Here is a 12,875-nt window from a genome sequence, read left to right on the forward strand (position 1 = left end):
TACGTTTTTGGAGGTGAATAGCAATGGACATTTCATCCGTTTCCAATTCATCCCTGCTGCACTCAAAACCCTCTGATGGCACAAAGATTGCAAAAGATGTAAGAGTTGGACAAACGCAGTCTAATCCGGTGAATCAGCATCAGCAAGCTGAACGTCGAGAGGCGCGAGAATCAATGCAGCAACGGCGTGTTGAACAGTCGCAGCGCATTGAAGAAAACCGTCAGCTACAACAACAACAGCTTGAAAAGCTGGTCGCCCGGCTAGATGAGTTTATGTCTGACTTTAACAAAGGACTCGCATTTCGATTGGATGAAGACACAGGACGGAGCATTGTCACTGTTTATGAAATGACCAGTGGTGATATCATCCGTCAAATTCCAGAAAAAGAAATGTTAGAGCTTGCTAAGCAATTGTCGCAACACGCGCGAGGGCTGGTCACAGAGAAGGTGTAACGAGGTGAGAGAGTCGTTATGAGTGTAAAAGCAGCAGGCATGGGCGGTGGCATGGATATTAATGCCATGGTCACTAAAATCGTGGATGCTGAACGTGCACCCAAACAAGAGCGGATTGTCAAACGCACTAATGACGTTGAAACCGACATTAGTGCGTTTGGTCGCTTAAAAGAATCTCTCGCGACACTTAAAACCCAGATGTATGATTTTCGTCGTAACGAAGGTTTTTCGGCGAGAACCACCTCGGTGAGTAATCCTGACGCGCTCGGTGCTACGGCAACACCGGACGCCATCCCTGGACGTTATCAGATTGATGTACAGCAACTTGCGGGGGCTCATAAGCTCGTCTCGCCAGGCGTTGATCCTGATGCCTCGTTGGGGACGGGTAAACTTACGATAACCATGGGTAATCGCACCAGTGTGATCGATGTGCCGCAGGGCAAAGACAGCTTGGCTGACGTTGTGCGGACGATTAATAACGATCCTAAAAACCCCGGGATCCAGGCGTCGCTTATCCAAGATGATAGTGGTGCACGTATGGTGCTAAACGGAAATAAAACCGGGGAATCGAATCGAATCGAAGTGAATGTTGATGCTCAGATAGGCAGTGCACTCCACCAGTTAGGGTTTCAAGCTCGACAAGCTAACAATGGCATGACGCAAATGCAGGCAGCACAAGACGCCAAAATACTGATTGATGGTATCGCCTCGGTGTCTAGTACAACCAATACATTTGATAATGCTATCGAAGGTGTCTCGTTAGAAGTTGACCAAGCAAGCAGTAGCCCGCAGTCATTGGTTGTCGATCACGATAGAGAATCTGTGCGCTCGTCGATTACGTCATTTGTTGATAATTACAATGCGTTCTTCCGTGTCTCGCAAGCCGTTAGCCAATATGATCCCGAAACGCAACAAGGCGGTCCGTTGGCGGGTGAAAGTGTGATACGTACGGCGACCAGTCGGTTACGTAACTTATTTTCATCCCCGATAGAGAAARCGCCTGAAGGGATGAAAACATTGAGTGAACTTGGGGTGACGACCACCATGGATGGCCGTTTAGAAATCGACAATAAAGTGTTAGACCGCCAGCTGCGTCAAAACTTTAACGCTTTAGAAGGTTTTTTCGGTGGCAATGATGGCTTTGCGCGTCAATTAGAGCAGGTGGTCAATGGGTTCACCGGCGCGGGTGGAGCGATCAGTAACCGTGAAAGCACGCTTTCAGAGCAAAAGCTGAGATTACGTGATGATCAGCGTGAGTTAGATCGACGCATGGAAAGCTTAGAGTCACGAACCATGCAGCGCTTTTCTGCGATGGAAGAAGCAACCAGTCAAATGCGTTCTCAATTGCAAGCAATGCAAAACATCATGCCAGGTTAGCCATGACAGAGATAGCGGATTGGCTCGTTACGTTAGAGGTAATGGATGCAGACATTGCTCAGCACTTAACCTTAAGTGATATTGATCCAGAAAAGCTGGCTCAACAATTGCATGATAGAAAAACGCTGCTCGATAAGATTGCAGCGTCAACACAGGCGCCGAGTCATCCACAATGGTCCGAGGCGTTGGCAAGAACAAAAACGCTCATTGATACGCTCGAAGAGCACAAAGCAGAATCTGCCAAGCGCTTGTTACAGCAGCGCAAGGGGAAGCAGTCTGTGCAGCTGTATAAGAAATTTCAATAGGTAAGGAAGACTATGAGAGGCTCACTACAGGCCTATAAGAAGGTCTCTGTTGACAGTCAGTTAAGCGCCGCGTCGCCTCATAAGGTTATCCAGATGCTGATGGCCGGGGCTATTGAGCGTTTAATTCAAGGTAAGGCGGCGATGGCACAAGGCAATTTATCCGTCAAAGGTGAGCGCCTAGGTAAGGCATTGGATATTATTATCAATCTACGGGCTTGTTTATCTATGGATGAGGGCGGTGATATCGCGGATAATTTGGATGCCATTTATGACTTTATGATTCGACAAGTCAGTGCCGCCAACTTAGACAATACGCCAGAACCCATTGACGATGTGATTGAGCTATTGCGAGAGATAAAATCAGCTTGGGACCAGATTCCTTCTGAATACCATAATATGACCCAAGCGACCAGTTAAACCGCCTACCAAACGACGGACATGGCACTGGAGTCACAGGTTTACTGTGTCTCCAGTTGCCTTATGTGCGTTCTCTATTACAATGTCTTGATTAAAATTGAGATTGTTGTTGCTTACGAGCGGCACAATAATAATAAGTTATCAGGGCAGACGTATCTCACACATGCAAGATTTAGCAAAGATCCTTGTTATCGATGACGATGACCAGTTTCGTCACGATCTCGGCGTGATACTCGATTTTATCGGCGAGCGTTACGCGCTTCACTCGACCACAGATGTCAGTGATGCACTCTGGGAGCAAAACTGGGGCGCATGTTTTCTTGGTCACGTCCGCTCGACATCTCTGTTAGAGAAAGTACTTGACCAGCTTGCAACCTATCACCATGTACCAGTGATTGCGATTCGACGTCATGATCGTGAACTTTCCGGGTTGCCTAATTATGTCGGCGAACTGGGCTTACCGTTAAATTACCCACAATTGTTTGACGCCTTACACCATTGCCGTGAGTTTGCTGGAAAACAAGCGTTTAGTATCCCACAACTCGCAGGTGACAATACCGCCTTTCATAATATGGTTGGCAAGAGCGATGTGATTGAACAGGTTCGTCATTTAATTGATCAGGTTGCTTCAACCGAGGCAAGTGTGTTGATTTTAGGTGAGTCTGGCACCGGTAAAGAAGTGGTTGCACGCCATATTCATCATTCATCCTCACGCGCGACTGGTCCTTTTGTGCCGGTGAACTGTGGTGCGATTCCCGGAGAGCTCCTCGAAAGTGAACTCTTTGGCCATGAAAAAGGGGCTTTTACCGGCGCAATTTCAGCGCGCAAAGGACGTTTTGAACTTGCGGAGGGTGGAACGCTCTTTTTGGATGAAATCGGCGATATGCCGATGCCAATGCAAGTGAAGTTGTTACGCGTTCTTCAAGAACGTACGTTTGAGCGAGTGGGAGGAAATAAAAGTATTCGCGCCAATGTCAGAGTGGTTGCTGCCACTCACCGCACACTGGAAACGATGATCCAAGAAGGCGAATTTCGCGAAGATCTCTATTACCGACTCAACGTATTCCCGATTGAGATGCCTGCATTGCGAGATCGTATTGACGATATTCCCTTGCTTATCCACGAACTGATGTCTCGTCTAGATAGTGAAGGAAATGGACGAATTCATATTTCACCGCGAGCGATTAATTCGCTAATGGAACATCAGTGGCCGGGGAACGTGCGTGAATTGGCCAACCTTATCGAGCGCTTGGTGATTTTATATCCGGGGCAAATGGTGGATGTAAATCACCTCCCCGCGAAATATCGCTACAGTGATATTCCTGAATTTCAGCCAGAAGCGTATTCGGTAGAAGACACCGAAATGGCAGAGCGAGAGGCACTCACTGCGATGTTTTGTGAGCCAGATATTCCCGCGTGTGACGATGAGATGCCAGGCTTTTCTGACAGTCCAGGTTTTACTAGTTTGCCTCCCGAGGGCGTCAACCTTAAAGAGACCCTGGCTGAGGTAGAAGTTGCTCTGATCAAGCAGGCACTCGAGGCGCAGTCAGGCGTCGTTGCGAGAGCCGCGGATATGTTGAGTATGCGGCGAACCACCTTGGTGGAAAAAATGCGTAAGTACGAACTCAACAAAGAAGAGTTAGTATAAATTGACAATGTGTCAAAAAGCGGAGTCAAAAAAATGACTTCGTTTTTTGTCTTCAAGAAGCTGATATTATTGACTATTTTTACGGCTTAATCCCTGCTTAAATGAGTAAAACCTTGATTGAAATGTGTATTGCTTAAATGGAAACCCAATCGTCACCACTTGGATCAGTGGATCAACAACTTACTCGATATAAGCAAGTTCTGGATGTTATGCCTGCGGGGGTCATCTTGCTGGACGCCAATGGACGTGTCGCTGAAGCCAACCCAGAGGCGCATCGACTACTGGGTGAGCCATTGACTCAGCAGCGTTGGTTTGAGGTGATACAACGGGCCTTTTCCCCACGTGACGATGATGGGCACGAGGTATCACTAAAAGATGGTCGGCGAGTAAAACTGGCCATTTCTGCGTCCGATTCGGGGCAGCTCATTTTAATTACCGATATGACCGAAACCCGTTTATTGCAATCGCGTGTCAGTGATCTACAACGCTTATCATCGTTAGGTAAAATGGTGGCATCATTAGCGCATCAGGTGCGTACGCCACTATCGAGTGCCATTTTGTATGCGTCCAACCTAGGTGCCCCAAACCTGGATAATGCGACCAGGCAGCGTTTTCAATTCAAGTTGTTAGACCGTTTGCATGATCTGGAAAAGCAAGTTAATGACATGTTGCTATTTGCCAAAGGCGGTGACAATAACGTGGTCAAGGTATTCAGTGTCGAACAGCTATTTAATGAATTTGAGCCCATGGTGGATGCGGTCGTTCAAGGACACGATGTTGATTTTGCAATTAACAGTGACGACGAAAGTGTAAAGGTGTTGGGCAACCCCAATGCGTTAGCCAGTGCCTTAAGTAATCTTGTGATTAATGCTGTCCAGGTAGCGGGCAAAGGCTGCCAAGTCGTTGTCGATTCACGGCTGCAGGGTGATAACCTTTTACTTTCGGTGGCGGATAACGGGCCAGGCATCGCGCCGGAGTTACATGCCAAAGTCCTTGAGCCTTTTTTTACCACGCGACAACAGGGGACAGGTCTCGGCCTCGCCGTTGTGCAAATGGTGTGTCATGCCCATGATGGCAAGCTCACCTTACAATCTGAGCCTGAAAAAGGGGCCTGTTTTACATTGTGTTTGCCGCTTGCCAAAGGGGCGGTGGCAGATCATGGTGAGAGCGTAGGAGAAACACAATGAGCCAAACAACCGTGCTAATCGTGGAAGATGATGAAGGGTTGCGCGAAGCGCTTGTCGATACACTGGCGCTGGCAGGGTATCACTGGCGAGAAGCGGACAGTGCCGAGCAAGCCTTAGTGACCCTGAAATCAGAGGCCATTGATATTGTCGTCTCTGACGTGCAAATGGCAGGAATGGATGGCCTTGCACTTTTGCGCTCGATTAAAACACACATGCCGAATTTACCGGTTTTGCTGATGACGGCCTATGCCAACATCGAAGATGCCGTGGCGGCGATGAAAGAGGGCGCGATCGATTACATGGCCAAACCGTTTGCCCCCGAAGTGCTGTTAAATATGGTGAGCCGCTATGCCCCTGTCAAAACCGATGACTCCGATGCGATTGCTGAAGATCCAAAAAGCGTCGCCTTACTGGCGTTGGCAGACAAAGTAGCAAATACCGATGCGAATGTGATGATCTTAGGGCCGTCAGGCTCAGGAAAAGAAGTCATGGCGCGCTATATTCACGATCATTCAGCACGTGCCAATGCCGCTTTTGTCGCCATTAACTGTGCCGCGATTCCAGAAAACATGTTAGAAGCCACGTTATTTGGCTACGAAAAAGGGGCCTTTACTGGCGCGGTTCAGGCTTGCCCGGGCAAGTTTGAACAGGCACAAGGCGGAACCATTTTACTGGATGAAATCAGTGAGATGGAGCTTGGGTTGCAAGCGAAATTACTACGCGTGTTGCAAGAGCGTGAGGTTGAGCGTTTAGGTGGACGAAAAAGTATCCAGCTTGATTTGCGGGTGCTTGCCACCAGTAACCGCGACTTAAAAGAATACGTAGCGCAAGGCCACTTTCGAGAAGATCTTTACTATCGCTTGAATGTCTTTCCCATCACTTGGCCGGCGCTCAGTGATCGGCTCGGCGATATTATTCCACTGGCGCATTATTTACTATCACGCCACTGCCAAAAACAAGGCTTACCTTGCCCAAGTTTGCATCCAGATGCCGAACAGAAACTGCTCGCTTACCCGTGGCCTGGTAATGTCAGAGAGCTCGATAACGTTATGCAACGCGCATTAATCTTGGCCACGCAGTCGCACATTCAAGCCTCTGATATTCTACTGGAGGGGCAAGATTGGCAAGACGCGTCTAGCTTACAAAATCAAGTAATGAATACGCGCTTTAACCACCCAGCACAAGCACCGGCCTCTCCTCCAACGACCACTGGGCATGTTGAGCCGCCCCCCAATGGCGTAGGATTGGGCAATGAGTTACGCGATCAGGAATTTTCTATTATTTTAGAAACGATCCGCGCTTGTGAAGGACGACGCAAAGATGTTGCAGAACGCCTTGGGATTAGCCCGAGAACCTTACGCTATAAATTAGCCAAAATGCGTGATGCTGGCATCGATATTCCCCAATAATCGCGCGGTGTTGCGGCTTTTTGCTAAAGTGGTCTCAAAGTTGCAAACACACAGATATCTGATAGAAATCTGACTCATTTGACAAAAAATTGACACAGGAAGGATCGACGATGAAAGCCAATGCCCTGACGCAAGAAATGCAAGCCATGGCGGTAGCCGCGAAAAATGTGTCTCAGCCCGCCACGGGACAGCAAGTTAGCCAAGAGTTTGGCGATATGCTCTCCAGCGCCATTAATCATGTCAATGGACTGCAAAAAACATCCGGTGAACTCGCCACCCGGTTTGATGAAGGCGATCGTAATGTGAGCTTATCGGATGTCATGATCGCTCGGAACAAATCCAGTGTGGCCTTTGACGCAACAGTACAAACGCGCAACAAACTGGTTGAAGCGTATAAAGAATTAATGAACATGCCTGTTTAATGTAGGAATTAATCAGTGGCTGAAGAGAATCAAAATACCGATCTCGCGGTGTCAGTTGGTGCAGCAGCATTACCATCGACCGATGCAACGCTAGACGCGGAGCAAAGCGCGCAAGATCCGGATGCACTCGAACAATCGGCGTCGTCAAATTCGATATTTGGCGATCTCGACATGGTGCGTCAACTGATCTTGGTGCTCGCGGTCGCGATCTGCGTGGCCCTGATCATGATGCTTTTTTTCTGGGTACAAGAGCCAGAGATGCGGCCACTGGGTACGTACGAAACGGAAGAGCTTATTCCGGTTCTCGATCACCTAGATCAAAGCAAAGTCGATTATCAACTCGATGGAAACACCATCCGCGTTCCCTCTAGCGATTACTCGTCCATTCGTCTTGGGCTCACCCGCGCGGGGTTAAATACAGCCACGGCAGAGGGCGACGATATTTTGCTCAATGATATGGGCTTTGGTGTATCGCAAAAGCTTGAAACAGAACGCTTAAAACTGAGTCGTGAACGTCAACTGGCGGCAGCGATCGAAGAAGTGCGTCAAGTACGAAAAGCAAGAGTGCTGTTGGCGCTGCCTAAACAGAGTGTTTTTGTGCGTCACAATCAAGAAGCGTCCGCAACGGTCTTTTTGACCCTTGGCGGGCGTAATACCCTAGGCCAAGAAGAAGTCGACTCGATTGTTGATATGGTGGCCTCCGCAGTGCCTTCTCTGAAACCCACGCGCGTAACCGTCACTGATCAGCATGGACGTTTGCTCAACTCAGGCAGTGAAGATCCAGCGTCGGCGGCACGGCGAAAAGAGTACGAATTAGAACGTAAACAAGAGCGCCAGTTACGGGAAAAAATTGATTCCATTCTCATCCCTGTTTTGGGCTTAGGGAATTATACCTCTCAAGTCGATGTTGCCCTGGATTTTAGCTCGTTGGAAGAAACGCAACGGCAATATAACCCCAATACGCCAGCGACGCGCAGTGAATACACACGTGAAGATTATAACGGCTCCGACCGTGTGTCTGGTATCCCTGGGGCATTAAGCAATCAACCACCAGCGGACGCCTCTATTCCAGAGGATGTGCGAGATTTAAAAAATGGCGCAGGCGGAAATGGTTCGGTCAGTCGAGAAGCGACGCGTAATTTTGAATTAGATACGACAATTCGTCATCGGCGCGCGCAATCAGGCGTGATCGACCGCCAAACTGTTTCAGTGGCGGTGAATTTTAAGCAAAGTGTCGATCCGGACACCGGTGATGTGGTTAAAGAGCCTTTAACGGATGATGAACTGGCAAAAATCCGCCGCTTATTAATGGGCGGGGTAGGTTTTAGTGAGCAGCGCGGTGATGTGCTTGAAGTGATCGCCGTACCATTTGTCGAACCTGAGCAAGCTGCCGAACAAGACGTTGCTATCTGGGATCATCCAAACTTTAATGATTGGGTACGCTGGTTGGCGGCTGCTTTAGTCGTTACCGTGATTATTGTGGTGTTGGTCCGCCCAGCGATGAAAAAGCTGTTGTACCCCAATACCGACGAAGATGGCAATACTGTCGGGCCTAATGGCGAAATCTTGGGTCCGGATGGCCTACCCATTACCCCAGATGGCGATGACGTTGGCTTGATTGGTTCAGAGCTCGATGGCTCGAGTAATTTTGCCATGTCAGCGTCAGATGTTGAGCTGCCAAACTTACATAAAAACGAAGACTTGCTAAAAGCGGTCCGAGCGCTGGTCGCCAATGAGCCAGACTTGGCCGCACAAGCGGTAAAAAACTGGGTGACCGAAGATGGCAAATGAAGTCGCAAACACGGGTGAAGAGCAAGCCGGCTCAAGTTTCGATATCAGCTCTTTAAGTGGGATTGAGAAAGCCGCCATCTTACTGTTAAGTTTAAGTGAGCAAGATGCAGCAAGTATCATTCGACACCTCGAACCTAAACAAGTGCAGCGAGTCGGTTCGGCGATGACATCAATGACCGAACTTAACTCGGACAAGGTCGCGGCGGTACATCGTGCGTTTTTGGAAGAAATCCAAAAATACACATCGATTGGGATGGGAAGCGAAGACTTCGTGCGTAACGCACTGGTGGCGGCGCTGGGTGAAGAAAAAGCTAATAACTTGGTTGACCAAATATTGCTTGGCAGTGGCTCCAAAGGCTTAGACTCACTCAAATGGATGGATCCGCGTCAAGTCGCCAGCATCATCATCAACGAGCACCCGCAGATTCAAACTATCGTGCTGTCATACTTAGATCCTGAACATTCAGCAGAAATTCTCTCCCAGTTTGTTGAGCGTGACCGGCTCGACCTGATGATGCGGATCGCCAACTTAGAAGAAGTCCAGCCAGCGGCATTACACGAACTAAACGAAATCATGGAGAAGCAGTTTGCTGGCCAAGCGGGTGCTCAAGCCGCCAAAATTGGTGGCTTAAAGGCGGCTGCCGAAATCATGAACTACATGGACAACAGTGTAGAAGGTGTCTTAATGGACTCCATTCGTGATCAGGACGAAGAGATGGCATCACAAATCCAAGACTTGATGTTTGTCTTTGACAACTTAATTGATGTGGATGACCGCGGTATACAGACCCTATTGCGCGATGTGCCGCAAGAAGTGCTGCAAAAAGCACTTAAGGGGGCTGAAGATAATTTACGCGAGAAAATCTATCGCAACATGTCTAAACGTGCGGCCGAAATGCTGCAAGATGATATCGAAGCCATGGGGCCAATTCGTGTCTCCGATGTTGAAGGGGCACAAAAAGAAATCCTTTCCGTTGCGCGTCGCCTTGCCGATGCCGGTGAGCTGATGCTCACTGGTGGCGGCGGTGATGAGTTTGTATAAGTTGCTTTTCTTTCGCGTAGAGGTTGTCGATGAGTTTAGATAAACGCCGTGGCTATATTCGTGCCAATGAAGCTGACGCCGAAACGATCGATCGTTGGACACTGCCGCCTTATGGCGATCGAGATAATCTGCCCAAAGATACTGCGCTCAATTATGATCCGAGCTGGGAGCCAGAAGCGGATACTGACGCTGAAGAAAGTGAGCCGGCCCCAGAGCCATTGACGGCCGATGCCCTAGAAGCGATTCGGCAACAAGGTTATGACGAAGGTTATGAAGAAGGCAAACAACTCGGGCATCAAGAAGGGCTAGAGGGTGGTCTAGAAGAAGGGCACGAAAAAGGATTCGAAGAAGGCAAAAAGGCAGGGTATGAGCAGGGTGTTGAAGAGGGAAAAGCATTAATTGAGACGCGCTGTCAGCATCTTGACACCATTCTTAATCAGCTCAGTCATCCATTGGAGAAGCTTGATATAGACGTCGAACAGCAACTTTTGGTAATGGTCCAAGCATTGACTAAGTCGCTGACCGGCGTGGAGTTAGAAACCAATCCGCAGGTCATTTTACAGACATTACGCGCATCGATAGCTGCACTTCCCGTGGCGGATCATCCCGTGACAGCCGCGTTACATCCTGATGATTATGCCGTGGTCACCGAAGCCTACGACGACGCCATGTTAGCCTCACGGGATTGGACGTTACAATCAGAGCCCGCGTTAGCGCGTGGTGATGTACATGTGAAATCGAAAGATTCTGTGGTTGATTATCAATACAGTGAACGGGTGGACGCGTTGCTCCGCGAGTTTCAAGGGAAAAATCAGTCACGGCAATCAGTGCCATCCCAGTCCTCTACGTCTGGCGCTGACGATCCCAGTGTTAATACGCCCAATACTGAAACCGATACGCTCAAGTCGTCGACGCAGCCGTCGTCAGACGCAGCGGCACAAGCGCAAGCAAAACCTCATGCTTCATCCTCATCCAGCGATGATGACGGCGTGTCGTCATGAGTCAGCTGGCTGAGCGCTTAAAGCGGTGTCAATTAGATAACCTTGCGCCAAAACCCGTGGCATCCGGCAAATTGGTACGAATGGTCGGCTTAACGCTCGAAGCGATCGGCTGTCGTGCGCCCATCGGTTCTGTTTGTGCGGTCGAGACCTTAAATGGAACCATCGAAGCGGAAGTGGTGGGGTTTGCCGGAGAGTTGTTGTACTTGATGCCAAACGAACAAGTCTCTGGTGTACTCCCGGGCGCACGCGTGACGCCTTTATCTGAACGTAGCCAACTTTCCGTAGGCATGGAGCTGCTTGGCCGTGTTATCGACGGTATGGGAAACCCACTGGATGGCAAAGGGGATATCTACACTGATAAGCAGGCCAGTTTAGAAGGTATCCCCATCAACCCATTAGCGAGACAGCCAATTAGAGACCCCCTCGATGTGGGGATCAAAGCGATTAACGGTCTACTTACTGTCGGTAAAGGGCAGCGAATTGGGTTGTTTGCCGGCTCTGGTGTGGGTAAATCCGTAACGCTTGGGATGATGACACGTGGCACCACCGCACAAGTCGTGGTTGTGGGGCTGATTGGCGAACGTGGCCGAGAAGTAAAAGAATTTATCGATGATATCTTAGGGGAGGAGGGCCGGGCCCGTGCCGTCGTTATCGCCGCCCCTGCTGATTCATCGCCGCTTGTGCGCTTAAAAGGCTGTCAAACGGCACTAACGATCGCTGAGTATTTTCGCGATCTTGGGTTGGATGTGCTTTTGCTGATGGACTCATTAACACGTTTTGCTCAGGCACAACGTGAGATCGCCTTATCCGTGGGTGAACCTCCCRCGACTAAAGGCTACCCACCCTCGGTATTTGCCCGTTTACCCTCATTAGTCGAGCGTGCAGGAAATGGTGCTGTCGGGCAGGGCTCGATCACGGCATTTTTTACTGTATTGACCGAAGGTGATGACTTACAAGATCCAATTGCCGACGCTGCACGTGCCATTCTTGATGGTCACATCGTCTTGTCTCGCGAATTGGCGGATGGCGGGCATTATCCGGCGATTGATGTCGAACGGTCGGTAAGCCGTGTGATGCCGAATATTACCAGTGACGAGCAAATCTTGATGTCGAAAGCGGTGCGGCAAGTGTTGTCCGTTTGCCGCAAAAACCAAGACTTGGTCTCAATTGGCGCGTACAAGCCAGGCAGTGATGCAGCCGTTGACCAAGCCTTTCACTTGAAGCCAAAACTGGATAATTATTTGCAACAAGGGATGAAAGAGGTGGTCCCTTTCGATATGTGCGTCAATATGTTGCGCTCAACCTTGCAAGGATAATTTATGGCTGACCATGCACTGCATTTATTGTTAGAAAAGGCCCAAGAAGATGAAAAGCAGGCGCAACTCAGCGTCAGTGAAGCCCAGCAAGCATTAGATGGCTATTATCACCAGATCGAGCAAATTGAGCAGTATCGTCTGGAATATTGCCGACAAATGTCTGACCGAGGTCAGTCTGGGCTCTCTGCCAGCGCGTTTGGCCACCTTAATAAATTTATCGTCCAGCTTGATGAAACCTTGGCAAAGCAACGAGATGCCGAGCATCAGTTTAAGGATCATTTAGAACAGTGCCGTCAAGCATGGCAACAAATACGCCAACACCGGCAGTCTCTCGAGTGGTTAATCGAAAAGCGAGCGCGAGAAGAAGCGGAACGTGCTCATTATCAAGAACAGCGTCAAATGGATGAAATGGCAGCAATTATTGCACGCCGACGTCCCTCTCCCTTTTCCTAAGAATAAAATGGCGCGATAATTGCTTTATCATTACCGACATGCCAGCACATTGAGG

General features: G+C 49.3%; 13 protein-coding genes. All 13 read left to right on the forward strand.

The genetic code is table 11. The annotated features are described in order from the left end of the window. The first annotated feature begins 23 nt into the window (after nucleotides 1-23). The 13 genes from BZG77_RS04000 (at nucleotide 24) to fliJ (ending at nucleotide 12,820) form a co-directional block, all read left to right on the forward strand. Nucleotides 24-452 carry a flagellar protein FlaG gene (locus tag BZG77_RS04000; protein WP_077646288.1) on the forward strand — a complete coding sequence of 143 codons (429 nt, stop codon included), beginning with the start codon at nucleotides 24-26 and terminating at the stop codon, nucleotides 450-452. Between the two features lie 18 nt (nucleotides 453-470). Further along, a complete protein-coding gene (gene fliD / locus BZG77_RS04005; protein WP_077646289.1) occupies nucleotides 471-1,829 on the forward strand; it encodes a flagellar filament capping protein FliD in 1,359 nt (452 codons plus the stop codon). 2 nt (nucleotides 1,830-1,831) lie between these two features. Beyond that, the gene (locus BZG77_RS04010) at nucleotides 1,832-2,134 is read left to right on the forward strand and encodes a hypothetical protein (protein ID WP_021023051.1); all 303 of its coding nucleotides are present in this window, start codon (nucleotides 1,832-1,834) and stop codon (nucleotides 2,132-2,134) included. A 12-nt stretch (nucleotides 2,135-2,146) separates the two neighbouring features. Continuing rightward, nucleotides 2,147-2,551 carry a flagellar export chaperone FliS gene (gene fliS / locus BZG77_RS04015; protein ID WP_077646290.1) on the forward strand — a complete coding sequence of 135 codons (405 nt, stop codon included), beginning with the start codon at nucleotides 2,147-2,149 and terminating at the stop codon, nucleotides 2,549-2,551. A gap of 163 nt (nucleotides 2,552-2,714) precedes the next feature. After that, nucleotides 2,715-4,199: a sigma-54 dependent transcriptional regulator gene (locus BZG77_RS04020; RefSeq protein ID WP_077646291.1), complete on the forward strand. Its 1,485-nt coding sequence runs from the start codon at nucleotides 2,715-2,717 to the stop codon at nucleotides 4,197-4,199. A gap of 137 nt (nucleotides 4,200-4,336) precedes the next feature. Further along, entirely contained in the window at nucleotides 4,337-5,386 is a 1,050-nt protein-coding gene (locus tag BZG77_RS04025) for a sensor histidine kinase (protein WP_077646292.1), read from the forward strand. Further along, nucleotides 5,383-6,795 (forward strand): sigma-54-dependent transcriptional regulator, encoded by a 1,413-nt coding sequence (locus tag BZG77_RS04030; RefSeq protein ID WP_077646293.1) that lies wholly within the window; start codon nucleotides 5,383-5,385, stop codon nucleotides 6,793-6,795. Before BZG77_RS04025 ends, BZG77_RS04030 begins: the two co-directional genes overlap by 4 nt. Before the next feature lie 110 nt (nucleotides 6,796-6,905). After that, nucleotides 6,906-7,217, forward strand: a complete 312-nt coding sequence (fliE, locus tag BZG77_RS04035) for a flagellar hook-basal body complex protein FliE (RefSeq protein ID WP_021023056.1) — start codon at nucleotides 6,906-6,908, stop codon at nucleotides 7,215-7,217. Nucleotides 7,218-7,232: 15 nt separating this feature from the next. Then, nucleotides 7,233-9,008, forward strand: coding sequence for a flagellar basal-body MS-ring/collar protein FliF (gene fliF, locus BZG77_RS04040; RefSeq protein WP_077646294.1), 1,776 nt, complete (start codon nucleotides 7,233-7,235; stop codon nucleotides 9,006-9,008). Next, the gene (fliG, locus tag BZG77_RS04045) at nucleotides 8,998-10,050 is read left to right on the forward strand and encodes a flagellar motor switch protein FliG (protein ID WP_077646295.1); all 1,053 of its coding nucleotides are present in this window, start codon (nucleotides 8,998-9,000) and stop codon (nucleotides 10,048-10,050) included. The genes fliF and fliG overlap by 11 nt, the downstream gene beginning before the upstream one ends. 29 nt (nucleotides 10,051-10,079) lie before the next feature. Continuing rightward, entirely contained in the window at nucleotides 10,080-11,051 is a 972-nt protein-coding gene (locus BZG77_RS04050; RefSeq protein ID WP_077646296.1) for a flagellar assembly protein FliH, read from the forward strand. Next, complete coding sequence (gene fliI / locus BZG77_RS04055; RefSeq protein ID WP_077646297.1) at nucleotides 11,048-12,367, forward strand: flagellar protein export ATPase FliI; 1,320 nt, start codon at nucleotides 11,048-11,050, stop codon at nucleotides 12,365-12,367. The genes BZG77_RS04050 and fliI overlap by 4 nt, the downstream gene beginning before the upstream one ends. Nucleotides 12,368-12,370: 3 nt before the next feature. After that, nucleotides 12,371-12,820 (forward strand): flagellar export protein FliJ, encoded by a 450-nt coding sequence (fliJ, locus tag BZG77_RS04060; protein ID WP_077646298.1) that lies wholly within the window; start codon nucleotides 12,371-12,373, stop codon nucleotides 12,818-12,820. The last annotated feature ends 55 nt before the right edge of the window (nucleotides 12,821-12,875 follow it).

Source organism: Salinivibrio sp. IB643 (assembly GCF_001996105.1).
GTDB classification, from domain to species: Bacteria; Pseudomonadota; Gammaproteobacteria; order Enterobacterales; family Vibrionaceae; genus Salinivibrio; species Salinivibrio costicola.

Coding starts and splice junctions, on each gene's coding strand:
- BZG77_RS04000 (WP_077646288.1), top strand. CDS start 24: ATGGACATTTCATCCGTTTCCAATTCATCCCTGCTGCACTCAAAACCC.
- BZG77_RS04010 (WP_021023051.1), top strand. CDS start 1,832: ATGACAGAGATAGCGGATTGGCTCGTTACGTTAGAGGTAATGGATGCA.
- fliS (WP_077646290.1), top strand. CDS start 2,147: ATGAGAGGCTCACTACAGGCCTATAAGAAGGTCTCTGTTGACAGTCAG.
- BZG77_RS04020 (WP_077646291.1), top strand. CDS start 2,715: ATGCAAGATTTAGCAAAGATCCTTGTTATCGATGACGATGACCAGTTT.
- BZG77_RS04025 (WP_077646292.1), top strand. CDS start 4,337: ATGGAAACCCAATCGTCACCACTTGGATCAGTGGATCAACAACTTACT.
- BZG77_RS04030 (WP_077646293.1), top strand. CDS start 5,383: ATGAGCCAAACAACCGTGCTAATCGTGGAAGATGATGAAGGGTTGCGC.
- fliE (WP_021023056.1), top strand. CDS start 6,906: ATGAAAGCCAATGCCCTGACGCAAGAAATGCAAGCCATGGCGGTAGCC.
- fliG (WP_077646295.1), top strand. CDS start 8,998: ATGGCAAATGAAGTCGCAAACACGGGTGAAGAGCAAGCCGGCTCAAGT.
- BZG77_RS04050 (WP_077646296.1), top strand. CDS start 10,080: ATGAGTTTAGATAAACGCCGTGGCTATATTCGTGCCAATGAAGCTGAC.
- fliJ (WP_077646298.1), top strand. CDS start 12,371: ATGGCTGACCATGCACTGCATTTATTGTTAGAAAAGGCCCAAGAAGAT.